General features: G+C 43.4%; 21 protein-coding genes. 12 read left to right on the plus strand and 9 right to left on the minus strand.

Going from position 1 to position 24901, the window contains the following annotated elements; translation table 11 throughout:
* Positions 1-55: 55 nt before the first annotated feature.
* Positions 56-490 (minus strand): GNAT family N-acetyltransferase, encoded by a 435-nt coding sequence (locus tag R7F07_RS11265; protein WP_054574324.1) that lies wholly within the window; start codon positions 488-490, stop codon positions 56-58.
* A gap of 379 nt (positions 491-869) precedes the next feature.
* On the opposite strand from R7F07_RS11265, the gene R7F07_RS11270 reads away from it, so the two are divergent.
* The 5 genes from R7F07_RS11270 to R7F07_RS11290 all read left to right on the plus strand — a co-directional run bounded on the left by R7F07_RS11270 (position 870) and on the right by R7F07_RS11290 (position 7498).
* Positions 870-2126, plus strand: coding sequence for an aromatic amino acid transport family protein (locus R7F07_RS11270; protein ID WP_158155229.1), 1257 nt, complete (start codon positions 870-872; stop codon positions 2124-2126).
* Positions 2127-2737: 611 nt separating this feature from the next.
* Positions 2738-4651, plus strand: coding sequence for a tetratricopeptide repeat-containing diguanylate cyclase (locus tag R7F07_RS11275; protein WP_171342567.1), 1914 nt, complete (start codon positions 2738-2740; stop codon positions 4649-4651).
* 10 nt (positions 4652-4661) lie between these two features.
* Positions 4662-5015 carry a hypothetical protein gene (locus tag R7F07_RS11280; RefSeq protein ID WP_171342566.1) on the plus strand — a complete coding sequence of 118 codons (354 nt, stop codon included), beginning with the start codon at positions 4662-4664 and terminating at the stop codon, positions 5013-5015.
* A 236-nt stretch (positions 5016-5251) separates the two neighbouring features.
* A complete protein-coding gene (locus R7F07_RS11285) occupies positions 5252-7030 on the plus strand; it encodes a S8 family peptidase (protein WP_017820240.1) in 1779 nt (592 codons plus the stop codon).
* 12 nt (positions 7031-7042) lie between these two features.
* Positions 7043-7498, plus strand: a complete 456-nt coding sequence (locus R7F07_RS11290; protein WP_171342565.1) for a hypothetical protein — start codon at positions 7043-7045, stop codon at positions 7496-7498.
* Between the two features lie 146 nt (positions 7499-7644).
* Here the strand turns inward: R7F07_RS11290 and R7F07_RS11295 are convergent, their stop codons facing one another.
* The 3 genes from R7F07_RS11295 to R7F07_RS11305 all read right to left on the minus strand — a co-directional run bounded on the left by R7F07_RS11295 (position 7645) and on the right by R7F07_RS11305 (position 10593).
* On the minus strand, positions 7645-8574 hold the full coding sequence (locus R7F07_RS11295; RefSeq protein WP_171342564.1) for an SRPBCC family protein: 930 nt from the start codon (positions 8572-8574) through the stop codon (positions 7645-7647).
* 137 nt (positions 8575-8711) lie between these two features.
* Positions 8712-9953 (minus strand): sensor histidine kinase, encoded by a 1242-nt coding sequence (locus R7F07_RS11300; RefSeq protein ID WP_171342563.1) that lies wholly within the window; start codon positions 9951-9953, stop codon positions 8712-8714.
* On the minus strand, positions 9925-10593 hold the full coding sequence (locus tag R7F07_RS11305; protein WP_025767686.1) for a response regulator transcription factor: 669 nt from the start codon (positions 10591-10593) through the stop codon (positions 9925-9927). The genes R7F07_RS11300 and R7F07_RS11305 overlap by 29 nt, the downstream gene beginning before the upstream one ends.
* Before the next feature lie 89 nt (positions 10594-10682).
* On the opposite strand from R7F07_RS11305, the gene R7F07_RS11310 reads away from it, so the two are divergent.
* Positions 10683-11882 carry a DUF5666 domain-containing protein gene (locus tag R7F07_RS11310; protein ID WP_171342562.1) on the plus strand — a complete coding sequence of 400 codons (1200 nt, stop codon included), beginning with the start codon at positions 10683-10685 and terminating at the stop codon, positions 11880-11882.
* A gap of 149 nt (positions 11883-12031) precedes the next feature.
* Positions 12032-12328 (plus strand): hypothetical protein, encoded by a 297-nt coding sequence (locus tag R7F07_RS11315; RefSeq protein WP_005375845.1) that lies wholly within the window; start codon positions 12032-12034, stop codon positions 12326-12328.
* Between the two features lie 96 nt (positions 12329-12424).
* Here the strand turns inward: R7F07_RS11315 and R7F07_RS11320 are convergent, their stop codons facing one another.
* A complete protein-coding gene (locus R7F07_RS11320; protein WP_171342561.1) occupies positions 12425-13474 on the minus strand; it encodes a Preprotein translocase subunit SecY in 1050 nt (349 codons plus the stop codon).
* A gap of 439 nt (positions 13475-13913) precedes the next feature.
* Here R7F07_RS11320 and R7F07_RS11325 point away from each other — a divergent pair, with 439 nt between their 5' ends.
* From R7F07_RS11325 to R7F07_RS11340, 4 genes are all read left to right on the plus strand, one after another.
* Complete coding sequence (locus tag R7F07_RS11325) at positions 13914-14375, plus strand: hypothetical protein (protein ID WP_005388493.1); 462 nt, start codon at positions 13914-13916, stop codon at positions 14373-14375.
* Positions 14376-14468: 93 nt separating this feature from the next.
* A complete protein-coding gene (locus tag R7F07_RS11330; protein ID WP_085568981.1) occupies positions 14469-14942 on the plus strand; it encodes a copper chaperone PCu(A)C in 474 nt (157 codons plus the stop codon).
* Between the two features lie 607 nt (positions 14943-15549).
* The gene (locus R7F07_RS11335) at positions 15550-16305 is read left to right on the plus strand and encodes an SDR family NAD(P)-dependent oxidoreductase (protein WP_171342560.1); all 756 of its coding nucleotides are present in this window, start codon (positions 15550-15552) and stop codon (positions 16303-16305) included.
* A gap of 429 nt (positions 16306-16734) precedes the next feature.
* Positions 16735-17616 carry an NAD(P)-dependent oxidoreductase gene (locus R7F07_RS11340; RefSeq protein WP_054574330.1) on the plus strand — a complete coding sequence of 294 codons (882 nt, stop codon included), beginning with the start codon at positions 16735-16737 and terminating at the stop codon, positions 17614-17616.
* 485 nt (positions 17617-18101) lie between these two features.
* Here R7F07_RS11340 and R7F07_RS11345 read toward each other — a convergent pair whose 3' ends face one another.
* From R7F07_RS11345 to R7F07_RS11360, 4 genes are all read right to left on the minus strand, one after another.
* Positions 18102-19859 carry a sodium:solute symporter family transporter gene (locus tag R7F07_RS11345; protein WP_017821226.1) on the minus strand — a complete coding sequence of 586 codons (1758 nt, stop codon included), beginning with the start codon at positions 19857-19859 and terminating at the stop codon, positions 18102-18104.
* Positions 19860-20309: 450 nt separating this feature from the next.
* Entirely contained in the window at positions 20310-20933 is a 624-nt protein-coding gene (locus R7F07_RS11350; RefSeq protein ID WP_171342559.1) for a bifunctional 4-hydroxy-2-oxoglutarate aldolase/2-dehydro-3-deoxy-phosphogluconate aldolase, read from the minus strand.
* Between the two features lie 78 nt (positions 20934-21011).
* A complete protein-coding gene (locus R7F07_RS11355) occupies positions 21012-21944 on the minus strand; it encodes a sugar kinase (RefSeq protein ID WP_167415983.1) in 933 nt (310 codons plus the stop codon).
* Between the two features lie 34 nt (positions 21945-21978).
* A complete protein-coding gene (locus R7F07_RS11360; RefSeq protein ID WP_005450851.1) occupies positions 21979-22314 on the minus strand; it encodes a cupin domain-containing protein in 336 nt (111 codons plus the stop codon).
* Between the two features lie 421 nt (positions 22315-22735).
* On the opposite strand from R7F07_RS11360, the gene R7F07_RS11365 reads away from it, so the two are divergent.
* The gene (locus R7F07_RS11365) at positions 22736-24901 is read left to right on the plus strand and encodes a heparinase II/III family protein (protein WP_138940339.1); all 2166 of its coding nucleotides are present in this window, start codon (positions 22736-22738) and stop codon (positions 24899-24901) included.

Consider the following 24901-nt stretch of genomic DNA (forward strand, 5'->3'; position numbering starts at 1 on the left):
GCAACGTAATGCTACGCACTGATTGTGTGCAAATTTCGGTCATTATCGTGCAGTATTACTTTACTAATTCCATGACTAACCTGGATTCTTCGTCACCAAAATAATGCGCTTCTTCTTCTAACGTTTTAAAGCCAAGGGAGAGGTATAAAGACAATGCAGGTTGGTTCTTAGGATCGACAGTCAATTTCACGCTTGAGCCTAACGTCAACGGCGCAATAACGTTTTCTAGGAGGGAACGCGCAATACCTTTACCTCTATGTTGAATATCGACGGCCAATGACATGATCCAATATTGATGTGCATTTGTGCTAGTCGTTAGCAATATATACCCTGCGACCTGCTCTCCCTCTTTTGCTACCAGTAAGGTCTCTCCCCAACAATCAAAAGCTTGCCGAAAGAAAAATTGAGGATAGGCGTGTTCTCCAAATAAAGTATTTTCGAGCTTATATATCGCAAATAAGTCCTCTTTTTGCGCAGACAAGATGTCCATTCAATGACTCCTTCTTTAACATGAATGGCAGCAGTATACCTAAATCTCATCTAAATGACGGGACACAAACATCTCAATTAAGTGCTTAAGAAATGTAATATTCTTCCTGAAAATTAGGCCTAACTCACTTAGAACATACATCCGTGATTAAGTTTTAACCGCAAAATCAAAAACCACACAGGATGAAAATTTCAACACATACAACCATTAAACGCATTAAATTTAAGAACTTTATTCTGGTTTATTGAAAAATTCATAGTTGGATAATTTACAACCACCCCAAATTCACAGCATTATTCACCAAGCTTCGCGTGTGATAATAAACACTAAAACCTTTACCATTTTCAGCATTATTATTTTTATAAAAGCGAGTTTTAAAGTGAAAGAATCTCGAAATGCCTTAAATCCTAGTGAAATAAACACAACCACAGCTTGGTCAAAACATGATACACATTGGGTTCTTAGCCTATTTGGAACAGCCGTTGGCGCAGGCATCCTGTTTCTGCCAATTAACCTTGGGATTGGTGGTTTTTGGCCTTTAGTCGCGATGGCAGTACTTGCTTTTCCAATGACCTATCTTGCGCACCGTGGCTTAGCTCGTTTTGTACTATCTTCTAAGATCAAAAACGCAGACTTCACTGATGTAGTGGAAGAGCACTTCGGCGCAAAAGCAGGCCGTTCTATTTCACTGCTGTATTTTCTTTCGATCTTCCCGATCCTGTTGATATATGGTGTTGGAATAACAAACACAGTAGATAGCTTCATGGTAAATCAGGCTGATATGGCTTCTTTACCTAGACCTTTGCTTTCTGGCGTACTAGTGTTTGCACTAATTGCTATTATGATGGCGGGTGAAAAAGTAATGCTACGGGCCTTTGCCATTATGGTGTTCCCACTTGTTGCCATTCTTGCCTTTCTATCATTTTACTTAATACCGAACTGGACCATGCCTGTCATGGATGTGCCAGAAGCGTCAGCTTTTGCTAGCACTATGTGGTTAGCAGTTCCTGTAGTGATTTTCTCGTTTAGTCACGCAGCTGCAATTTCAAGCTTTGCAAATGTACAACGTCGCCATTACGGTAAGCAGGCAGATGCCAAATCCGAAGTTATTCTTCGTCGCACTAGCATCATGCTGATTGCGTTTGTTCTTATTTTTGTATTTTCCTGTGTGCTAACACTGTCACCTGAACAATTGGCTCAAGCAAAAGAACAAAACGTATCCGTATTGTCTTACTTAGCGAACGCAACCGATAATCCATTTATTGCAACACTTGGTCCTTTAGTAGCGTTTGTCGCTATCACTTCATCTTTCCTTGGGCATTTTTTAGGTGCGCGTGAAAGCTTAAATGGTTTAATTAACAAGCATTTTAACCTACCTGAGAAGCGTGTTGATCGTATCAGCGTGGCAGCACTGTTCTTCTCAATCTGGGCGGCGGCGATCATGAACCCAAGTATTCTTGGTATGATGGAAGCATTGTCAGGGCCTGTTATTGCAATGATCTTATTTATTATGCCAATGTTAGCGGTGTATAAAATCGAGGCGATGAAACAATATCGAGGAAATATCTCTACTTACTTTGTTCTAGCAGCAGGCATTGTGGCGGTAAGTGCATTGATTTTTAGCTTCTTCAGCTAATAACTAAAGACTAGCTTGGATCTTCAGGGGAATACCTTACACAAGGTTAAGGTGATTCCCTGAATTTTCTTACTCTTTAAAAGGTAATCATCGTTACCCTTGGCTCTTAAATAAGAGCGAAAACACCCGCAATCATAAGTACTGAAGCGATGCAGGTACGGCCGATAATGCCGAAGTGCGAAGGTTGAATCATTTCATTATGCATAGTTAATCTCCTATTTATTATAAAAGCCATTTTTTATTGGCTTAATAACACTATGTCTAATATCCAGTTTTTTAACAACCCATACAAACATTAAATATTTATGACAGAAACGTAATTTTTTACACTTCACCCTGATTTCGAGCGATGAATCCGCGGCTTAAATCATTAGATTGAATCCACCGAGTATGCTCACTTACCTTCCATCGTTACCCTACCTATGCCATCTTCCAATCATTACATAAGTTTTCAATAGATTTTGTTTTTATAAATCATAATATTATAGAGATACTTCTCGTATCTCACTCCCAAAACACTTTGCCACTGGGAATCCATCCGCACTTAACCAACAAGAAATGGTAGACTTAACTGGTATTCGGTTAAGAGATCACATTTTATTAATACGCTCATGCACTTCTCAATTAAAACACTGGCTTGCGCAATTTGTACTGCACTTGGACTTTTCTTGCATCCCACCAACGTACTGGCGAGTACCGAAAAGCAAGCTTATCTGGAAGAACACATTTCAGCAGAAAGCAAGCCCATGTTAAAACTCTACTTTCGCTCGATGGGTAAGCCGCGATCAATTCAAAAAGATGAGTTAAATGCGCCACAGAATGCATCAGCGGAGTCTCTTGCTCTGTATTACTTTGCACGAAAGTACCTTAAGCGTTACGAAGGCGTTCCATTACCGAAAGATATGCCCGATTTAATCGAATTCGGTAAAAAGCACCATTTGGAATGGGTCGTCGCTGAAGCACAGCTCAATAAGGCTGTAACAATGATTGAGCAAGACGATAACTGGAACGCAGAATTGTTACTCCATGACGTTGTTTCTACAGCCCGTGATCTTGGTTATCTAGCATTAGAAGGCCGTGCTTACCGCTGGTTAGGCAATCTAGAAGTATCTCGAAATCAACTACGCAGTGGCCTAAAATATTATCGCAATGCCTATGAGTTATTAGAAAAAACAGTATTTGAAATACAAGTCGCGATGACACTGAACAACATTGGGACGGTCTACATCGACGCATCAGATTGGGCTCGGGCCAACAGCTACCTAACGCAAGCCCTCGACACTTACCTAGAGAGCGAATATCAATACGATAATAGCTTTTTTATGGGGGTTATCTACGCAAACCTTAGCATCGTTCACTCGAGCCTCGGAGATAACAAAAAAGCGGAATATTATTTCAATGAAGCCATTCGACTTTCAATGCAAACGGGGTCGGACACAGTCAAGCACCACTCTTTATCCAGCTTTTCACAAATGTTGAGCTCGGTAGGAAAAATTGATGATGCATTAATGGTCGCACAACGTTGCGTAGACCTGCCCATTCCAAAAAATCTAGAAATGCTAAAAACGTCTTGTTACGAGGCATTTGCAGAGGCTTACCTCGCAAACAAACAATACGATAGAGCTATTACAACAGCGCTTAACGTTCTAGAACAAACCAAATCAACCAGTGAATTAGAGCTGCGGCAGCGTATTGATATGCTTTCGGTACTGGTAAACGCTCATCAAATTCTTAATGACTATGAAGCTGCTTTTCATTATTTAACCCAATTAAGAGAGCTAGAGGCTGAGTTTTCTCATCATATTCATGGTGAAGAGATGATTAACATTAAGTTTGATCTCGAAGCTAAGTTAGCCCAGAAAGAACTCAAATTGCTAGAAACAAAAAATGCGCTACAAGCGTCTGAACTGCGTTCGCAGCGCTATCGAGAAATGTTCTACTTTATCGCTATTACGGCAATTGGTGTCGTTGGTTTTCGTTACGTACTGCGCGTTAGACGTATTAATAAAGCACTCACTCAAGAAAATACTACCGATCCGTTAACTCAACTGCATAACCGTCGCTATCTTCACATTTGGCTGGACAAAATGGCTCGTAGAAGCCCAGATAGAACATTTGCCTTAGCAGTTTTAGATGTTGATCATTTTAAAACCTTTAATGATCAATATGGACACGATATTGGCGATAAAATGCTGACTCATATTGCCACGCTATTTAATGAATCCACTCGCTCTGGTGACCTACTCATTCGTTGGGGTGGAGAAGAGTTTGTCCTATTATTCGAAGTACAGCGAGCTGAAGATTGCGCTAAGTTTTTGGAGCGATTGAGATATACTGTTGAAAACACGCCATTGGTGGTTGACTCTAAACCATTAAACGCGACAATTTCCCTTGGAGCAGTGGACAAACTGTCGGCACAAATAATTAAACAAGAATGGGATCAATGGTTTTTCTTGGCAGACCAAGCTTTGTATGATGCGAAGCAAGCTGGTAGAAACCAGTTCGTCATTCATCCTACATCATAAAAAAGCACACATGAAAAAAAATCTAATCATTATTACTTTTGCGCCTCTATTTCTTATGGCGTGTAGTAATCAGCAAGCATCTCAACTGGGAATGCGCAGCAGCAGTGTCAACGTATATGCCCAGCAAATGAGTAACACTCAACTATGTGAAACTCTCTACTACAACCGTGCAACTAACCAAACCAAAGTGGCGATTGGTGCTGAGTTCAATCGACGTGGATTAAACAAAAAGTGGTGTGATAAAGAATTCGATAAGTTGTACATTAAAAAGTGGATTGATAACGTGCTGCCTAAGGAAAAAGCCGAACCTAAGAAACCAATGGCAACTATTCAACCCGCTCCAACTAAATACCCCCCCTCTTGAAGCAGACGGTACACTCGTATTTTCTGCTTTTCACTTTTCATGCATGTTCGATGCGACATATAAAAACCTCATAGTTTCAGTAAATTAACAAAGACTTATGTTGTCCATCGAACTTTTAATGTAAACAAGTTGTAAATGGTTTTCGTCCTTATTCTTTGTCGTTAGCTTTGTTTGTTCCTGTTAGCGGAATATGAAACAGGAACTAAAAAATTCCAAACAAAGACATGAGGTCAAAAATGGAAATACGCATTAATCGCCTATTTGCTGCTATGTTGGCAGTAGGCATTGCACCTGCCGTCTCGGCGTTTGATCCACTCTATTCTGAACAATGGCACTTAGACAACACGGGGCAAACTGCGTTTGCGGCTAATCCTGCTGTTGCTGGGAACGACTTAAACACTAAGCTCACTCAGGCAATGGGGATTGCAGGTGTTGGTGTGAAAGTTGCCGTTATTGATTCTGGAGTGCAGATCGATCACCCCGACCTTGCAGGTAATATAGTTACAGGTAGCAGAAACTTCGTCGAAGACTCTTCATTCCCACCAAGTTATCCGGTTGATACTAATGGTCATGGCACTGCTGTAGCCGGTTTGATTAGCGCCGTCGGCAACAATGGTGAAGGCGGACGCGGTGTCGCTTCTCTCTCTTCCCTCATCGGTTTTAACTGGTTAGCCAACCAGACATTAGAAGGCTGGTTAATCTCCCATGGCATGGACCCAGCAACACGTGATGTTCGCGTATTTAACCAAAGTTACGGTTTCAGCCCTATAAACCCGATTACTTTTGATGAAAGCGACCCTCAACTAAAACTTGAAATGGACGTGATGAAAAACGTCAGCGAGAGTAACGCCTGGGGTCGAGGGGCTGTATTTGTAAAGTCAGCAGGTAATGGTTACCGTTATTTCAATGCAGGGCGATTCTTCGTATTGCCAAGTAACTTCTTTGCTGGTGGAGACAATCAAGGCTTACCGATGCACAACTCTGCTCAGTCTTATGATAACGCCAATTACTTCAATTTAGTCACTAGTGCACTACGAGCGGATGGTACGCGAGCGAGTTACTCATCTGTGGGTTCGAACGTGTGGGTTGCAGCACCAGCAGGTGAATATGGGCAAGATTTCCCTGCTATGGTCACCACTGATTTAATGGGTTGTGAAGAAGGGCAAAATACCAGTGATGGCCTTGGCATTAATGGGTTACACGGCGGAACGGAGCTCGATCCGAACTGTAACTATACCAGTACGATGAACGGAACCTCATCGGCTGCGCCGAACACATCGGGTGCCATCGCGGCAATCATGTCAACCAACCACGCACTTTCTGCTCGTGATGTACGTGCTTTACTAGCGGAGACAGCAAAAGTAACGGATAAAGCGCATCCAGGCGTACAGCTTGAATTTACTAACCATAAAGGTGAACAGGTTAGCTACGAGGCAATTGCCCCTTGGCAAAAAAACGCAGCAGGCGTAGATTTCCATACTTTTTATGGCTTCGGCGCTGTAGATTTAGATGAAGCGATGCAACGTGCTCGCATGACGAATCGTGTTTTGCCAACTCAAGTCATTACGCCATGGGTTAATAACGCTACAGAAGTAAGTGTACCCGATGCAAGTCTAGTTGGTGGTTCTTCAAGTATCGCCATTGCCGATGAGCTGACAGTAGAATCCGTTCAAGTGACATTGACACTGGACCACGCTCGTCTGCCCGACTTAGCTATCGAGCTCATTTCGCCATCAGGGACTCGTTCCGTTTTGCAAACACCGCGCAATGGTCTTGTTGGTCAATCTCTTGATTCATCGATTACTGGCTACAAAGATCAATTAATGTTGTCTAACCAATTTTATGGCGAAGATGCAAAAGGCGAATGGACGTTGCGAGCAATAGATACGAACGGCGATGAAGTCTATTCTTACATTGCATATTTCAACTCTTCCACCATCTATGACGTTCCGATGGCAAACAACGCTCAGCCCGGTGTTATTAAGAACTGGTCGATGCGCATATTTGGACACTAAGGAGTCAATAACATGAAATACAAATCATTTTCTATGCTGGCTCTCGTTATCATGACGTCGAGTGTATACGCTGAGCAACAGCTCTCTCAACAGCCTGCACCAGAACTGTTTGTGCCATCAGAAGCGGTTGAGATTAATGGCCAAGATTATCGAAAAGTGCAAACTGGCACTATTAGAACCCTATCTGAAGACGTAAAACTTCAAGCGGGTGATGAGGTGTTTAAGAATGCGTTTAGTAGCGTATCCAAAGCCACTGGACTGGTTTATATCACCGTAAACAATCCTAACGAAGCGAAAGCAGTCGCCAAAGAGTTAAAATTAGAAGTTATCTTCGCAGAGGGGGAATCAGCGGTGTTAAAAGCATCTCAAGATCAAGATCTGCTAAGTATTAGCGACTACCTAAACGCAGACAGCCGGGTAAAAGCGTCTAAAATTGAACTAAACAGCGGTAAATACCGTGCACAATAATTCTCTAACAAGAGAAGTTGGCCTGTAAAACCATGCCTCAGCGATTGCTGAGGCATTTTTATGGGTAGGAACAGATAGGCTATTATTCTTTAATAACATTTCGCATAACCAGTATGATACCTAAACACCCTACTCGCCTGCGCCTGTCATTTCTTAAACAAAATAATTTCCGTTCTTAGCTCTTCTTCCGTGGTTTCCTTCGGACTATTCAGGTAGCGTTCGATTCCTAAAGGACTGGTTTTGACTTTCATGCCACTCTGACGAACCAAGTTCATCGCTAAAGCCCATGCATTTCCCAAAAACTGATATTCACCTCGGTGTTCAACGACAAATATTTCACTCTCAGGAATGGTACCGGTAACCGCCCCTTGAGGCGCTGGTACTGAGTTATGAAGAGGAAAGCAAGTGATAAACTCGAATATTCCTTTCTGCATATTCATCGACTCGTAATAACAAAACAATTCACCATTCACGGATAGGGTTTCGTCACTAATTAACTGTTCTAGTTGCTGAACATGCTTCTCAATTACCGAACCTAATTCCTGCAAGCTAGCCACACCCTTGACCCCAATATAATGAATTTGAGGCAACGTTCGGTTACCAATTTCGACTAAGTCTGAATGCACTCTTCCGGTTTCAAGCTTACTTTTAAGCATGCGTAACCCACGTTGATAATCCATCTCTATCATCGACTTAAACATACTTTTCAGAAAGAACAGGTACCAAGGGACGCGAGATTGCATTTGCCATTCGACTAAACAGCCATTTTGTGACGGCGTCACGATTAGAGTCACCTTTCCATGGCTCTTGATTGGGCGAAAGAAATGCAGCTCCATATCTAATCGATGCTCTTGAGTACTTTCCAGTACAATCGCGCCAGTCCCAATACGCTGACCATTCCATTGATAACCAGCTCCAACGTGGCCCTGATTATCACTGAATGTCAGCTCGCAGCTTGGTTCAAGAATGATCCATGGTGACCAGCTGGGCCAGTTATTGAAGTTCTTGAGATAGCCAATAATTTCACTTTGATTCTTATTAATTTCAATACTTCGGCTGACCTGATAAGAGAGCATAACGGTTCCTCGAGTTTCCGCTTCACTAACTTCAGTCTAATTCAAATTCCAGTTTTTTCTTGTTTGACTGCGGGTTAGATGCGTACGACAAGAAAAATCCAGAGCGTTAATTCTCACTTGAATCAATACGCGCAAAGCTAAGAGCAGAACTCCACTTTTGCACTAAATCGAACACCATCATCGTCCAGTACTAACGCCCATCCCATCCGTTCACATATTCGTTGTACGATAACAAGCCCACAACCATAACCAGCGTTGTACGTCTCGTTGCCATCGTGACGATTTAGGATCTTAAGCGCATGACCTTTCAACTCAATTTCAATATCTCCCACACTATAGCTAAAGGCGTTTTTAATCAGATTGTTGATAACAATGGCCACAAAACTCTCTGGTGCCTTCACTACACCACTATGTTGTTCGTGCAAAGCGTAATTCGAATCTTGCTTGGCAAATAAAGGAGCTAGCTCTTCCAACTGTTTTTGTAAACAAGTGAGAAGCTGATGCTCTCCGTAATGCTGAGGCTCTATTTTCTCTTTACCAAGTAAGAGAAACGCTTCTGTCAGTACACGCATTTCGTCACAAGCTGACTGCATCCTCGTGATGGCTTTTTGCGCAATTCGAGGTTGATCAGGAATACGCGTCAGAATGTCTGTTGAGCCTTTTATCACCATAATTGGCGTTCTCAACTCATGTGATGCAAAACGACTAAATTCTTGTTCTCGTTTGAAATAGCCCGCGATATCGTTTTTATTATCCAGCAAAGTTTGCTCTATCTGGCGTGTTTCGCTGAACTTAGTTTCAACTTGGAAAGCGGGTTGATCCGGTGACATTTGGCTAATTTTTTCTTCGATTTGCGCTAGTGGTCGAGACAATATTCGCACCATATAAATGCCATACCCGACCATAACAAATGAAAATAAGCCACCGAGCAGTAGCGTAAACTGATGCAGCGAGCTTTCGTATTCGTCGAGGTAATCATCGGAGTCATCTTGAAATACAATGTACATAAGCCCCTTCCCTGAGGGATGGTTCAATACAACAAAGTGTTTGTCTTCTTCACCAAGCAGGTATTCGTAAAAACCAGGTGAAGTAAAAGAGAGCAACCAATCCGGTGTCGGAGCTTCACTCCAATATGAGTTGAACTCCAATACGTTTGGCAATGGCGCATCCCAGCCCTGTTTCTCGAAATTCTCACTATAAAGCGCAGCTTCAGTATCGAGCCAGTGATGTAAACTCAGCACTTCCAGTTTGTTTTCTGCCACATAAATCAGCGACCAAAAAAGAGTAAACATCACAAACGTCATGACCCCAAAACCCCAACGGATCTTGCGATAAATGCTTGGATATTCGTTATGCTTTAAGTCGGTAACCTTGTCCATGAATAGTCTCTAATCGTGATTCTTCAAAACCTTTGTCTAGTGCGGTTCTTAAACCATAAATATGGCTACGAAGTGCATCACTTCCAGGTGGTTCGTCTCCCCACACACTATCGATCACTTCTGTGCGCGAGACCGCTGCTGGAGCACGTTGGAGGAGCAATTTTAAAATTTTAGTTTGAATTCGACTCAGCTTAATTTCTTTGTCTTTTCTCGTTACTTTTCCTGTACGCGCATCTAAACAAATATCTGCAAATTTGAGCGTTCCGATATCTTGTCTTGGACCACGATTAGCCAAAGCATGAACACGCAAACTGAGCTCTTCCATCGCAAATGGCTTCATTAAATAGTCATCTCCCCCCGCTTTAAAAGCCGCGATTTTGTCATCTAGCGTATCTTTTGCCGTTAGGAAGAGAATTGGCGTTCCACATAACTTATCTTGTCGAAGCTTCTGTACCGTACTGATGCCATCGAGCTTCGGCATCATGATATCCATGATAATTACATCGTAATGATTTTCCTCGATTAACTTAATCGCAGCCTCTCCATGAAACGCACAATCGATAATCATGCCTTCGAGCTCAAGATAGTCTGCAATCGTCTCCGAGACGTTATGGTTGTCATCTACAATTAAAATTTTCATAAAATCACATTTCTTCACGATCTCTTCACGATATGCCCAATAAGATACAGGCAATTTCCTAAACTCGCTCGTAAATTGAGGTTAATACAATGAAAAAACTCGCTCTTATTTCTGTAGTAGGTTTGGCATTGTCTGGTTGTGGTGGTTCAGGTGGTGGCAGCAATAGCGATAGCACACCAACTCAACCAACAGTGAAACCAAGTGTAGCGATGGGCTCTGTTGAAGCGGTCAACGCTGAAGAAAGCACCTTAACCGTCAATGGACATACGTATCGTGTGTCTGAGGTGGTTTATGACGACACACAAGTGCAATTGGCCGATGTAAAACCAAAAATGGTGGTTCGCGTGGGGTCAGATATTCGGCAAGCTTCGAACAATGGCGTCCGAGTCACACTTGAACCAACCATTACAGGACGTGTCACAGCGATTGATCATGTGAAGAAAACATTTACGGTAAACGGCGTAGATCTGCAGTTTGACGGTTTAAGTGATGATATAGAGATCAACGACTGGGTGATGGTGTCATCCTTGCCGACTGCGGATGCGGGTTATCGAGTGTTGTCTGTGGTCGAACTCGACGTAGATAACGATTACCCAGTACTTGATAACGACTACGAACTGGAAGGCCGTATTACCAGTATCGATGAAAATGCTGGCACGTTTGAGCTTGGTACAAATATAACCGTATCTTACGACAACATTAGCCAACTTAGCATCGGCCAATGGGTGGAAGTAGAAGGTGAAATGCAAAACGGTATCTTCATGGCACATGAGGTACAAGTTGAAGACTACGACGATCTAAAAAATGACAGCGATGTGGAAGGTATCGTGACTTGGGTTGCCAAGGATTATAGTGAGTTCTCTCTAAACTACCGAGGAGCATTCTTCATCGATAACGCAACACGATTTGAAGACGGCAGCAAAGCGAACCTAAAACAAGGCCAAGAAGTGGAAGTAACGTCTGTCATGAAAAATGGCAAACGCATCGCTACCGTTATTGAGTTTGAGCAACCAGACTTTGACGATAACAACCAATGGCAAGGTAAAGAATTTGAATGTGAAGGATACGTATCAAACTACGATGCTGAAGCAAGCACATTTGAAATCGAGCGTTGCGAAAACGACGCAGATCAATTGCTAAACAACACGACCGTTGTGATTGATGCACAAACACGCTTCCAAGGCATCGAAGAACTTAACCTAAATGGTGCTCGTGTCGAAGTCGAAGGTGTGATCATTAACGACCAAAATATTGCCCGTGAAGTGGAGTTAGACGTTTACGACAACTAATCCCTTCTACGCTTAAGAAAAAGTGTCACTTCGATGGCACTTTTTCTTTTCACCTTACTTTGCTTCCCAAGCTCAAACCAACAAATTCTCAGCCAAAGCCTTTTCTCTCCGTTACACTTTACCTATGTTTCACAACATTGGTGACAACTATGAAAAAACGCAACCTCATTTTGTTAATCTTGTTTTTTGGTTCAGCCACGAGCTTAGCTAGCGTTATGGATCCTGATTGCGATGCAGAAAAGGCAGCTAAAGCCGCTGCGACAAAAGCCGTGGTTGGTGTTGGTGGTCGCTGTACGCCTAAAGAGGCACTGAAAGATACCGCAGTTGATGCAGGAAAAGACAAATTGCCAGATGAAGGGGTGGCGGGTAAAGCTGTTGATGCAATGACACCGGAAAAAGAGAAGAAAACGGTGAAAGATGTAACCAAAAAGCTCAATAAAGATTGATACGCTTTCTTGTAGTTAACTTTAATAGCGAAACTCCCCCCTCCCAAAAAAAAGAGCGCCGATTGACGCTCTTTCCGAACTCTAATAGATAACCAATTATGCGGTTTCTGCTTCACCTATCCAATGATAATGGTGGTTGGCTTTTTTCCCCACTAAACCGAGCTCTGCCAATTCTTCAAATACCTTGTCTACCTCTTCCGCAGACAGCCTAAACTGTTTAGCAACGGCTTTTTTGGTGCACGTAATTTGATGCGTTTTAAGTGCATCACTAACTTGCTCTAACAAGGCTTTCGGTTCCTTTGGTTCTTCTGGCTCCGGCGCAGCTGGTATTTCTTGCTCTTCTTCCTCTTTTATATGAGGAAGATAACCCGCAGGCGCTGGGTCTATATCGCGAACTGTTTTCAATATCATGCCCTCATTTCTGCGATAGAAATATCGGAACCGTTGCTCTTCACCAATCAAGCCAACAAAAAATGCAGCAAAGAAGTCCAAAAGAATCGAAAGAAATACAACCAAGCCAAGCTGAGCTTGCTGAGAGGTGGTACCAAATGCGTTGGCTAGGCTATCAATCAAACCAATCACTGAGCCTTGCGTAACCGGCGGTAAACTATCACGCTCCATAGCCAAGCGTTGCTGCTCTTCACGTAAGGTTTTGTTTTGATCCTGAATGCGAGTTACACCAGTCGCGATACGCTCCATCTCGATGTATTTCTGCGCTGCCATATTGTTGAGCTCAATCTGCTTATCGATTGCTGCAATCTGACGATTAAACGCTTCCACTTTCGCCTGCTCTACCGAAATATGACTTTGTGCACTATTTGTTGCACTATTAATGCCACCAATACTACCGCCAATGGAAATCGCAGCTAAGACTAAATAAAACACGAGAGCGGTTGCTGCTCCTGTGTAGTTGCGATGGGCTCGGCGCTCACCGTATTCATACCAAGCGTAAAATTTACCCGCTTCAAAAATGATCGCTAAACCACCAAATAACGTTTGCATCATCGGGTTTTCGTCGATCGACAAAAACAGCAATAGAGAAAAAATAGTCGATGCTAAAATCGCAGCACCGGTGAATGCATATACACTCACCATGGCAAATCGACCTTTAGGGTATCGATATCCAATCTGTTGTTCGTATTTCATTTGAGAAATTTCTTAAGATTAATCGCCCCTCCGACTAAGTAGGACGGACGTTTCTGGCATATACAAAGGAGCGCAGAATACCGTATCCTTTATTAAATTACTGTCATAATTCCGTTAATGGAAAACAAGTGAAGATTCGGTGTGCATTTTGAATCGATATCAGCCAAATCTAGCACGTAAAAACACCACCACGACACCCACTAACCGAAGCTTCAGTGACATATAAGAGAGATTAATTCGGTATCTTCAGAAGCGACTAAGCAAGACTGACAAGTTGAATTGGAGGTTGTGAATGTCAGCCGAATCAAGACATTAAAGCGTTAAAAATAGGCAACAAAACAAATAATGCACACTTGCATCACCTTTTAGTAAACTGATAATTACATTGTTTGGTTAATTTGTTAGTATCCCGCGCCGAAGAAGATAAGCACTCAATTGTATGGAAAACACTCTAATACAGCACAAACACCATCGCTTGCACGCTATTGCGGTTATTATCGCGGTGTTGTTTCAGTTGTATTTAGCGTCCACAGCCGCTCTTAATCCTACACAAGTTCACAGCACAACTTGGCTCAACAAAGTCCAAAGTGAAAAGGTTTTACTGTGTACCGCAGATGGTTTCAAATGGGTGGATATCAATACGTTGATTGAGGCTAACGCTCAATCTTCTTCTAAGCTCATCCAAGATCTTAACTTACACGACGGCTTCCAGTTTGAATGCCCGCTTCTTCAAGCTGTTCAATTCTTTCTTTTAGTTGCGATTGGGCTTTACCTGACAACCATCCATTGGCTGCGCCGAGTAAAGTATGCACTGACGACTTATCACTTTTCAAAATGCGATAAGCTCGTTTACAAACACATCGCGCCTAAGCACTCTCCGCCGAGTGTTTTTCCTGCCTAACAGGCATCTAATCATTGACAACTTTATTCAAAAATAACGATGACTCTGTTTGTTGTCCATTCAGAGAAGCTATTCATTCAAAAGGAAAAACACATGCTTAAATCATTTAAAACCGCCGCTATCGCGCTTATTGCTGTCATCGCTAGCCCACTGAGTTTAGCGCACGATTATGAAGCAGGAAAAATTCATATCGACCATCCATGGAGCCGCGAAGCGCCACCAAACGCACCTGTTATCGGTGGTTTTTTTCAATTAACCAACCACGGTGACAGTGAAGATACATTGATCGCAGCAGAAAGCCCTATCGCAGGGCATGTCGAAATTCACACGCATAAGAAAGAAGATGGTGTGATGAAAATGATTAAGATTGACGAAGTGCGCGTTCCAGCCAATGAGTCTGTGTTGTTTAAACCAGGCAGCTTCCATTTAATGATTTTTAACCCAACACAAACTCTTAAAGAGGGTGACCGCTTCCCTATGACATTAACCTTCAAAAACGCAGGTAAGGTTGAAGTGGAAATGGCGGTTGAGAAACAAGGCCACATGGAAAAACACATGCATCATTAATGACGCAAACAAAAGTGCCCGCTGATTTAGCGGGCATTTTTATCTCAGCTTAGTCAAAATCATTATCCAATAGGTCCTAACTCGACTCTTCAGAATAATGGTGATAAATAACGCTTGGCGAAACGGCGTCATATATCATAACAGCGAGCTCGGGCAAGAGATTCTAAATCACGCTCGTCCCTCGCTATTCAGAATGACCTTGAAAGACTTAAGATCCTAAAAAGGTTCCCTACCCGCTTAAAACTCAACCTCTCGACAAAGTTCTCCAACCATCACTTGGCAAGCCTAAATGAAATCATAAGTTTGGCAACAAAGACCCACGGTTAATCAGCTTTCTTTCTACTAGAAACAAACCTCAGCCCAACGAGCTAAGCCCGCAGCTATAAGCTCAATTGTTTATATATCCCGATTCTCCTGACTAGATACAAATCATGCACGACCGTAAAAGTCGATATATGCCACTGGATGAGTCAGCATCTCAAAAAAGTACGTGATCGACTTCTCATTGTTGGTGTTTCTCTGTTTATTAAAAACATTTGTATTACAATAATACTCTATGTTAAATAAAAAATCCTTTCCAACTCTACAAACATGAGAGAACACCATTATGTCTACTAAAATTGCATTTATTTCTGGTGCTACTGGCGGTATCGGCTTCCAAGTGGCAAAGCGTCTTGGTCAGGATGGATACACGGTCATTCTAAACGGCATTGAAGATGAAAAAGGTTCGGAGTGTGTCTCCAAACTACATAACGCAGGGATTGAGGCTGAATACTACGGTTTTGACGTTACAGATGAACATGCCGTCGATGAAAACATCAATGCTATTGGTGAAAAATACGGCAAAATCGATGTTGTCGTTAATAACGCAGGTGGTCTTGGTGGTCGTAGTCCTATTGAAGGTATGGAAACTGCTTTTTTCCGTAAAGTCATGGCTTTAAACCTCGATAGTGCATTCTTCGTATCACGCGCAGCGATTCCATTTCTAAAAAAGTCTGATAACGCATCAATTATCAACTTCACTTCAAACGCTGCTTGGAATGCAGGTGGTCCAGGTGCAGGTATTTACGGTACATCAAAAGCCGCCGTTCATACATTAACTCGCGCTTTAGCTAAAGAGTTAGCTCCGGCAGGAATTCGAGTCAATGCAGTATCTCCTGGCACTATCGATACACCATTCCATGCTCAAATCAAAGCAACCAAGCCTGAAGTATTTGCTTCTTGGGCAGACAGTATTATGCTTGGACGCCTAGGCCTGCCAGAGGAAGTCGCCTCTGCTATCTCTTTTCTGGTAAGTAAAGATGCATCATTCATTACCGCAGAAACACTGCAAATTGGTGGTGGTCAAGCTTTAGGCATTTAGTACCAATAAGTCTTTTTACCTATCAGTAAGTACGCTTTAGTACTGATTTGATAACGGCCGCAGTATGTTTGTACTGCGGCTTATCCTTATACCACCTCGCCTTTCACCCCATCTGGAACGTTTCACCCATTTTTGGTATAGACAGTATTCCTCTAGCTGAAACAAAATCACTTGTATTACAATAAATCTTATTTTTACGTTATTTAAGCCTCCTAAAGGCTTTGTTCACGATAAAATGGAAGCGTGATGAATCCGCTTTTCTTATATACACTGATGAATAAAACCCCCACAAACCTTACTTACATCTCACTTTTAGAAAAAATTCATCCCAAGCCCGCTATGCTCATAATTTTCAATTGCAAAAGCCACAATAGTCATTATGATTACTAACAAGCAATATAATCATACAATATTATTTTTGGAGTTAAAATGACTAAACCTATCATTGGTTTCATCGGCCTAGGCTTGATGGGCGGAAACATGGTTGAAAACCTACAGAAACGTGGTTACGAAGTTGCTGTAATGGACCTCAATAAAGATGCTGTTGACGCAGTACTAGCTCGTGGAAACGCTTCTGAAGCTTCTTCAGGTAAAGAGCTAGCAGAGAAAAGTGATATCGTGATGCTGTGCCTAACAACATCTGAAGTTGTCGAAAAAGTTGTTTACGGAGACATTGGTGTTCTAGCTGGCATGTCAGAAGGTAAAACACTCATCGACTTCGGTACATCTATTCCAGCTTCAACGAAGAAGATTGGCGCTGACCTTGCTAAGAAAGGGGCTGGTATGATTGATGCGCCTCTAGGTCGTACACCTGCCCACGCAAAAGATGGTTTACTGAACATCATGGCCGCAGGCGACGTCGAAACATTCAATAAGGTTAAGCCAGTGCTGGACGATCAAGGTGAAAACGTATTCCACCTTGGCACACTAGGCTCTGGTCACGTAACTAAGCTTGTGAATAACTTTATGGGTATGACAACCGTAGCAACAATGTCTCAGGCATTTGCTGTTGCTAAACGTGCTGGTGTTGATGGTCAACAATTATTCGACATCATGTCTGCAGGACCATCAAACTCACCATTTATGCAATTCTGTAAGTTTTACGCCGTAGATGGCGAAGAAAAACTAGGCTTCTCTGTCGCAAACGCAAACAAAGACCTCGGTTACTTCCTTGCTCTATGCGAAGAGCTTGGTACAACTTCCCTGATTGCAGAGGGCACTTCTAGGAGTCTACAAGCAGCAGTTGATAAAGGCCTTGGTCAAAATGACGTTCCAGTCATCTTCGACTACTTTGCAGAGCTAGAAGCTTAGTCACACTCAGTTGTAACTAAAAGCCCAGCTACCAATGTAGCTGGGCTTTTTTTGTTTTTCCCCAGACGCTCATCACTCCTTGATACCCTAGCCACTCCTTTAAAGTTTTGCAGGGCAGCCTCTTCCAATTCTCTTATATATTTTCCACTCACACTTCAAAACCTCTCTCCTATTTCTGGCGTACGCCTCATTAAAGCTACGTCTGATTTAATGCTTTTTCTTTGCTAAGAAGGCACACATATTTATTTAAATAGACAAAGCATCAGGTTTGGGGTGTAAAGTGTAAACACGGCGTGCAAAGAAAGTTAGATTGCTTTTTCGCTTTAGGCTGACGACTCTAATGTGAATATAGTCGCACCTTATTGGGAGTTCCCCAATACAACGAATAACAACAAACGATGCGCCACGCTTTCTCAGTCAGCTTGATCAAAAAATCCCACGGCTTTAACACCGCGGGATTTTTCATTGAGAGTCTTTAACTTTGGTTAGCTTTTCGCGTTAGCTAACTTTGGGCTTTTAGGCCCTCGGGCTGCGTTCACCAATAGAACACCCACCGAGAGAACAATCGCACCACACAAGATAAACAGTAGTCGACCAGATGGTTCATTTGGAATTAGAGCCATAGCTAGGATACCGAAGCCCGCTACGCTGATAAGCTTACCAAGCATGCCGCGCTGTTTTGTATCTAGGTTCTGCTGCTCTTCGCTGTCAGCCACAAGTGGCGTATTCCAGTTCTCGAACAATTGGTCCACTTCTTTCTCACGTTCAAGTGATAGACCTTTGTAGAAGCGCGTTGTCAGCAAGAAGAAACCACCGGTGAAGATAACGTGTGCCGCTAAGCTCAAGCCAACTTTTAGGTCTGCCCACTCACGTCCTGTAAACGCTTGCTCTAGACCGAATAGGCGCTCTACATCTTCTGCTTGTAGTGAGATACCGAAGATGTAAGAAACAAAGCCACCAACAACCAGTGTTGCCCAACCAGCCCAATCCGGCGTCTTACGAATCCACATACCAAGTAGTACAGGAATCAGCATTGGGAAGCCAATTAATGCACCGACGTTCAGTACGATATCGAACAGGCTCAAGTGACGTAGTGAGTTAATGAATAGACCGATACCAATGATGATGAAGCCCATCACGATAGTCGTTGCTTTACTCACGATAACCAGTTCTTTTTGCGACGCTTGTGGACGCACAATCGGGCTGTAGAAGTTCATCACAAAGATGCCCGCGTTACGGTTAAGACCAGAGTCCATTGAAGACATGGTCGCCGCAAACATTGCTGACATCAGAAGACCCACCATACCTGCTGGCATTACGTTTTGTACGAATGCTAGGTAAGCTGCATCACCACCTACTGAGCCGTATTGCTCTGCGAAATCAGGCATAAATGCCGCAACGTACCAAGGTGGTAGGAACCAGATGATAGGACCAACAATCATCAGCACACATGCAAGACCTGCAGCTTTACGTGCGTTTTCACTGTCTTTTGCACATAAGTAGCGGTAAGCGTTGATGCTGTTGTTCATGACACCGAACTGTTTAACAAAGATGAACACAACCCAAAGGATAAAGATACTGAAGTAGTTCAGGTTGTTACCCAGCATGAAGTCGCCGTGGAAGTTCGACACGATGTTGCCAATACCGCCACCATGGAAGTATGCCGCCACCGCACAAGTGATCGTCACTGCCATGATAACCAGCATCTGCATAAAGTCAGATGCAACAACTGCCCAAGAGCCACCCGTTACCGCCATTAGCATTAGCACTAAACCCGTAACGATGATGGTCGCTTCCATAGGAATGTTGAAGACCGCTGCCACGAAAATCGCAAGACCATTCAACCAAATACCGGCTGAGATCAAGCTGTCTGGCATACCAGCCCAAGTGAAGAACTGCTCTGAAGTCTTACCAAAACGTTGACGAATTGCTTCAATCGCCGTCACTACACGTAACTGACGGAACTTTGGAGCAAAGTAGAGATAGTTCATGAAGTAGCCAAATGCGTTGGCTAAGAATAGGATTACAACAACGAAACCGTCATTGAACGCGCGTCCTGCGGCACCTGTAAACGTCCATGCTGAAAATTGCGTCATGAAGGCGGTAGCACCTACCATCCACCATAACATCTTACCGCCCCCTCGGAAGTAGTCACTGGTTGAGGTAGTGAACTTACGGAACATCCAACCAATTGCAACTAAGAAGAAGAAGTAGGCAAGAACAACAAGAGTATCAATAGTCATTTTTTCAGCCTTTCAAGTTTGATCATTTTCTAACGTCTAGACTACTCTTCTCACAACTCCATTTGTACTACAATAAGCTTTAATTGTGATCTAAAGCATAAGTTATTCAACGAAAAGAATACGTCAAACCCCTTACTTTCTTAGACCAATGGCTTTCTAGGAGATAATTGCTACTCAGAACACCTCAATATATTGTAATACAAATTGTCTAGTTGAAATTTATTAGAGTATGGAATATTTTTCTTCTTCGCGCTTTGTCTGAAGATCAAAAATGCGCGGCATTTCTTTGAAGGAAACGTAATGAGATGTTTCGAAAAAATTTGATAGAAAGTAGGATTTATATGAATGCGATTCTTAACTCTCGCCTCTTTCAAACTTTCAAACACAAAAAAGCGAGCACTGAGGCTCGCTTTTCATTCTTTCGCTAGTTTTATCGGGGTGTTACGACACTTATGCTACGTGAGCTACTGCGTCGCGAACCAGTGTCCCTAGTTCATCCCACTTACCTTCATCGATAAGTTTTGTTGGAACCATCCAAGTACCGCCACATGCCAGTACTGAAGGGATAGACAGGTACTCGTCTACGTTACCTAGGCTCACGCCACCTGTTGGCATGAATTTCACTGGGTAAACCGCCGTTAGTGCTTTAAGCATACCAACGCCGCCAGATGGCTCAGCAGGGAAGAACTTAAGTGTACGCAAACCCATTTCCATCGCTTGCTCAACTAGGCTTGGGTTGTTTACGCCAGGTACGATAGCCACGCCTTTGTCTAGGCAGTATTGAACCGTGCGAGGGTTAAAGCCAGGGCTTACGATAAAGTCCACACCAGCTTCGATCGCTTGGTCAACTTGCTCGTTAGTCAAAACTGTACCCGCGCCAATCAGCATTTCAGGGAACTCAGCGCGCATCGCTGCGATTGCGTCCGCTGCACACTCTGTGCGGAACGTGATTTCTGCGCAAGGCATACCGTTTTCAACCAACGTGCGGCCTAGAGGGATCGCATCTTCTGCTTTGTTGATGGCAATAACAGGAATTACTTTTAGGTTTGCTAATTGTTCGTTTAATGTCGTCATAAGAGTGTACTCGTCGTCGTTAACTTGAGTTCAATAAATCACTGCGGAGCGCCGATTACTCAACGCTCCGCAAAAGAATTACAAAGGAAGATCTGGCATCACTTCACGTGGAATGATGGCACCTTTATGTTGAATTACCGCGCCAGCCATACAGTGGCCAGAGTAAGCCGATTCCGCTGCATTGCCGCCAGTCAAACGCTTCGCCAAGAAGCCCGCACTGAAAGAATCACCAGCCGCTGTTGTATCAATCACGTTGTCGACTTTGTTTGGCGCCACGTATTGCGCTTCGCCATTCGCCACAACCAAGCAATCTTTGCTACCACGTTTGATGATGATTTCATCCACGCCCAGTGCAGAGGTTCTCTCGATGCACTGTTCTAGATGCTCGTCACCGTAAAGCATTTGCTCATCTTCAAATGTGAGCAGTGCGATATCTGTGTGCTTAAGGATCTTAAGGTACCAAGACATGGCATTCTCGCGGCTCTCCCACAATTTAGGACGGTAGTTGTTATCGAAAATAACCTTACCACCTTGTGCCTTGAAGCGCTCAAGGAAGCCAAACAGTTGCGTCTTACCTTCTTCAGTAAGGATCGCTAATGTAATACCGCTCAAGTAAACCGCATCGTACGAGTAAAGTTTGTCGACTAATTGCGGAGACTCATTTTGCTCGAATAGGAACTTAGCGGCCGCTTCGTTACGCCAGTAGTGGAAGTAACGTTCGCCAGTTTCATCGGTTTCGATGTAGTAAATACCTGGTTGCTTTTCTTTAACGGAAAGAACCAGACTAGTATCGATGCCCTCTTCTTGCCATGCTGATAGCATTTCTTGGCTAAAAGGATCGTTACCCAGAGCCGTTACATAGCTGGTTTTGATATCGTGAGCTTTGGTCAAACGAGATAAATACAGTGCGGTATTCAACGTATCACCACCGAATGACTGCTTTAGCTGACCTTCCTTTTTCTGTAGCTCAACCATACATTCGCCAATGACCGCGATGTTTAATGATTTCATGTTGTCACCTTAGCAACTGAGGTTGCGCTATAGATTATTTTAAGAAGTCTTCACGAGCTGGGTTGAAGATGTCTAGAAGAATGCTGTCTTGCTCTAGTGCAACCGCACCGTGCATCATGTGCTTACGAGCAAAGTATGCGTCGCCTTCTTTAAGTACTTTCTTCTCGCCTTCGATTTCTGCTTCAAAGCTACCACGTACTACGTAGCCGATTTGATCATGGATTTCGTGAGTATGCGGAGCGCCAATCGCACCTTTGTCGAAACATAGGTGAACCGCCATTAGGTCATCTGTGTAAGCAACAATTTTACGTTTGATACCGCCGCCTAGCTCTTCCCACGGGTTCTCATCTAATACAAAGAAAGAATTCATCGTCATACTCCTAAAAAGTCTCTATTAAAGCGAACCCTACGGCACTTCATTCTTAACCATGCTTTTATTAAAAGGTTCTCTTAAAAAAGCGTCGTATTGATAAAAGTGAAACGCGAAGCGAAAGGGTCTGCTGTCGAATTGGTAACGAGCATATCCGATCTATTTTAATTGTCATACAATATATCTAAAAATATGTGATATTCATCAAACGGTGCTCGTTAAAGCATTCCACTTAACGATTGATAACGCCGAAACATCAGCCACAACAAGGATTACCACAACAATACAAATCAATAAGTTAGCTAAATTCGCGTGATTTCACTCTCCCTTTTTGCCACAAAAACTACACCCAAACTTAATATTGTATTACTTTATAGGAAGTTTAAGAAAACAACACACTTCATCTGAGGGTGGTAAAGAAATGACTACACAACCGATTTTGTTGACTGAAGCAGAAGTCGAACTACTAAGAAAGGAAGTCGGAAAGCCGAGCTTAATGGGCAAATCCATTGAAGCGAATCGCAAGGAACTTGAAGCCTTCATGCGTCTGCCTCTAGACGTACCAGGTCACGGCGAAGCAGGTGGCTACGAGCACAACCGCCACAAACAAAACTATACCTACATGAACTTAGCGGGTCGTTTGTTCTTGATCACTCAAGAAGAAAAGTACGCGCAGTTCGTTAAAGATCTTCTCGCTATTTACGCAGAGAAGTACCTCACTTTTGATTTCCACGTACAGAAAAACACTAACCCAACAGGTCGTCTTTTCCACCAGATCCTTAATGAACACTGTTGGTTAATGTTTACTAGCCTTGCTTACTCTTGCGTGGCATCAGTGATGACGGAAGAAGAGCGCACAGCCGTTGTTGAGCGCATTTTCGAACCAATGCTAGACATGTTCACAGTAAAATACGCGCACGATTTCGACCGTATTCACAACCACGGTATCTGGGCAGTTGCGGCTGTTGGTATTTGTGGTCTAGCTATTGGTAAACCTGAATATCTAGAGATGTCGGTATACGGTCAAGACCGTGATGATACCGGTGGCTTCCTAGCGCAAATCTCACAACTGTTCGCCCCTTCTGGTTACTACATGGAAGGCCCTTACTACCATCGTTATGCGATTCGTCCAACTTGTGTATTTGCAGAAGTAGTACACCGTCATATGCCTGAAGTAGACATCTACAACTACAAAGACAAAGTGATTGGCAACACAGTACAAGCGATGCTGGCAACGGCTTACCCGAATGGTGAGTTCCCTGCCCTAAACGACGCATCTCGTACCATGAGCATTACCGATATGGGTGTTCAAGTTGCGGTGAGCGTTTACAGCAAACACTACGGTATGGATGACAACATCCTAGGCATGGCGAAGATTCAAAACGCAGTTTGGATGCACCCATGCGGTCTAGAACTTTCTCAAGCCTACGATAAAGCCATCGCAGACCGTGAAATCGGCATGCCTTTCTGGCCGAGTGTGGAGCTTAACGAAGGTCCAACGGGTAACAACGGTGCACAAGGCTTTATCCGTATGCAGGATAAAACCGGTGATGTGTCACAGCTTGTGATGAACTACGGTCAACACGGCATGGGACATGGTAACTTCGATACGCTTGGCATTACCTTCTTCAACCGTGGTCAAGAAGTGCTGCGTGAATACGGCTTCTGTCGCTGGGTAAACGTAGAGCCTAAATTCGGCGGTCGTTACCTAGACGAAAACAAATCGTACGCACGTCAAACTATCGCGCATAACGCGGTAACGATTGATGAGCAATGTCAGAATGGTTTCGATGTAGACCGCGCTGATTCAGTACACGGTTTGCCTCACTTCTTCAAAGTAGAAGGCACTGAAATCAACGGTATGAGTGCGTTTGCGAACGACCATTACCCGAATACAGACATGCAGCGCAGTGTGTTCATGCTTAACCTCGATGAGCTTGAAGCACCGCTACTGCTAGACCTTTACCGCATCGAAGGTGAAGGCGAGCATCAGTACGACTACTCTCATCAATACGATGGTCAAATCGTACGTACTAACTTTGATTACCAAAGCTTTGGTGAACTGAACACGCTTGGCGATGACTTCGGTTACCAGCACCTTTGGAATGTAGCAAGCGGCAAAGTGCAAGATACGGCGCTGGTTAGCTGGCTACGAAACAACACCTACTACACTTGGTTAGGCACAAGCAGCAGCGCGAAACAGAACGGCGATAATGAAGTGATCTTCACTCGCACTGGCGCCAATGACCCAAGCTTTAACCTACGTAGCGAGCCGGCATTCATTCTGCGCAGCAAGGGCGAATCGACGCTATTTGCTTCTGTGCTAGAAACACACGGCTACTTCAACGAAGAGTTTGAGCAGTCGGTGAATGCACGTGGTCAGGTGAAAGATATCCGCGTCGTGGGTTACAACGCCGTTGGCAGCATCGTAGAAATCACGACTGAAAAATCACTGGTTACTGTGATGATCAGCAATGTTCTAGGCGCTGACGACCAAACCCCACACCAAGTAGAATTGAACGGTAAAACCTACAGCTGGAATGGCTTCTACTCTCTAGAAGTAAACGCATTCGGGCAGGAGAAATAA

The organism is Vibrio sp. YT-16 (genome assembly GCF_033337405.1).
Lineage (GTDB): Bacteria > Pseudomonadota > Gammaproteobacteria > Enterobacterales > Vibrionaceae > Vibrio > Vibrio alginolyticus.

Excerpts from the sequence above, each read along its gene's own strand:
- R7F07_RS11345 (WP_017821226.1), bottom strand. The coding sequence starts at position 19,859 with ATGACTATTGATACTCTTGTTGTTCTTGCCTACTTCTTCTTCTTAGTT.
- R7F07_RS11305 (WP_025767686.1), bottom strand. The coding sequence starts at position 10,593 with ATGAAAATTTTAATTGTAGATGACAACCATAACGTCTCGGAGACGATT.
- R7F07_RS11295 (WP_171342564.1), bottom strand. The coding sequence starts at position 8,574 with ATGCTCTCTTATCAGGTCAGCCGAAGTATTGAAATTAATAAGAATCAA.
- R7F07_RS11265 (WP_054574324.1), bottom strand. The coding sequence starts at position 490 with ATGGACATCTTGTCTGCGCAAAAAGAGGACTTATTTGCGATATATAAG.
- R7F07_RS11335 (WP_171342560.1), top strand. The coding sequence starts at position 15,550 with ATGTCTACTAAAATTGCATTTATTTCTGGTGCTACTGGCGGTATCGGC.
- R7F07_RS11325 (WP_005388493.1), top strand. The coding sequence starts at position 13,914 with ATGGAAAACACTCTAATACAGCACAAACACCATCGCTTGCACGCTATT.
- R7F07_RS11360 (WP_005450851.1), bottom strand. The coding sequence starts at position 22,314 with ATGAATTCTTTCTTTGTATTAGATGAGAACCCGTGGGAAGAGCTAGGC.
- R7F07_RS11350 (WP_171342559.1), bottom strand. The coding sequence starts at position 20,933 with ATGACGACATTAAACGAACAATTAGCAAACCTAAAAGTAATTCCTGTT.
- R7F07_RS11290 (WP_171342565.1), top strand. The coding sequence starts at position 7,043 with ATGAAATACAAATCATTTTCTATGCTGGCTCTCGTTATCATGACGTCG.
- R7F07_RS11275 (WP_171342567.1), top strand. The coding sequence starts at position 2,738 with ATGCACTTCTCAATTAAAACACTGGCTTGCGCAATTTGTACTGCACTT.
- R7F07_RS11300 (WP_171342563.1), bottom strand. The coding sequence starts at position 9,953 with ATGGACAAGGTTACCGACTTAAAGCATAACGAATATCCAAGCATTTAT.
- R7F07_RS11340 (WP_054574330.1), top strand. The coding sequence starts at position 16,735 with ATGACTAAACCTATCATTGGTTTCATCGGCCTAGGCTTGATGGGCGGA.
- R7F07_RS11285 (WP_017820240.1), top strand. The coding sequence starts at position 5,252 with ATGGAAATACGCATTAATCGCCTATTTGCTGCTATGTTGGCAGTAGGC.
- R7F07_RS11355 (WP_167415983.1), bottom strand. The coding sequence starts at position 21,944 with ATGAAATCATTAAACATCGCGGTCATTGGCGAATGTATGGTTGAGCTA.
- R7F07_RS11280 (WP_171342566.1), top strand. The coding sequence starts at position 4,662 with ATGAAAAAAAATCTAATCATTATTACTTTTGCGCCTCTATTTCTTATG.
- R7F07_RS11310 (WP_171342562.1), top strand. The coding sequence starts at position 10,683 with ATGAAAAAACTCGCTCTTATTTCTGTAGTAGGTTTGGCATTGTCTGGT.
- R7F07_RS11365 (WP_138940339.1), top strand. The coding sequence starts at position 22,736 with ATGACTACACAACCGATTTTGTTGACTGAAGCAGAAGTCGAACTACTA.
- R7F07_RS11315 (WP_005375845.1), top strand. The coding sequence starts at position 12,032 with ATGAAAAAACGCAACCTCATTTTGTTAATCTTGTTTTTTGGTTCAGCC.
- R7F07_RS11330 (WP_085568981.1), top strand. The coding sequence starts at position 14,469 with ATGCTTAAATCATTTAAAACCGCCGCTATCGCGCTTATTGCTGTCATC.
- R7F07_RS11320 (WP_171342561.1), bottom strand. The coding sequence starts at position 13,474 with ATGAAATACGAACAACAGATTGGATATCGATACCCTAAAGGTCGATTT.